Source organism: Petralouisia muris (assembly GCF_004793545.1).
GTDB classification, from domain to species: Bacteria; Bacillota; Clostridia; order Lachnospirales; family Lachnospiraceae; genus Petralouisia; species Petralouisia muris.
Genome location: NZ_SRYA01000249.1, coordinates 1 through 531, shown reverse-complemented (window position 1 = coordinate 531; position 531 = coordinate 1). Strand labels below are relative to the sequence as shown.

Annotated in this window: 1 protein-coding gene; it reads left to right on the top strand. The window is 46.0% G+C overall.

Translation table 11 applies throughout. The features are described 5' to 3' along the window. Positions 1-531, top strand: a 531-nt coding sequence (locus E5329_RS29370) for a reverse transcriptase/maturase family protein (RefSeq protein WP_275443905.1), incomplete at both ends; no start/stop codon positions are given.

Here is a 531-nt window from a genome sequence, read left to right as displayed (position 1 = left end):
TGCGCAGGCGGATTAAAGATGAAGCCTTTATTGAGCTGATTTGGAAATTCCTCAATGCAGGGTATATGGAGAACTGGGAGTACAATGCCACTTTCAGCGGCATAGCCCAAGGCTCCGGCATCAGCCCAATCCTTGCTAACATCTACCTGAACGAGTTCGACCGATTCATGGAGGACTACAAAAAGGAGTTTGACAAAGGGACAGGCAGAAAGAGAAACAATGAATACACCAGGAAGCAGTCGCACCGTCAAAGGTGCAAAGCAAAAATCCGAAAGGAATGGGACAGCTACTCTGATATTGAAAAACAGCAGGCAGTACACCGCCTGTCTGAATTAAAGAGGGAGTTCCAGAAAATCCCTATGGGAGACCCAATGGACACAAGCTATAAGCGGATACAGTACGTGCGCTACGCCGACGATTTTCTTATCGGAGTAATCGGAAGTAAAGAGGACGCTGAAAAGATAAAGTCAGATATTGGGAGATTCTTTGAGGAAACGCTGAAACTGGAATTATCTGCGGAAAAGACACTCA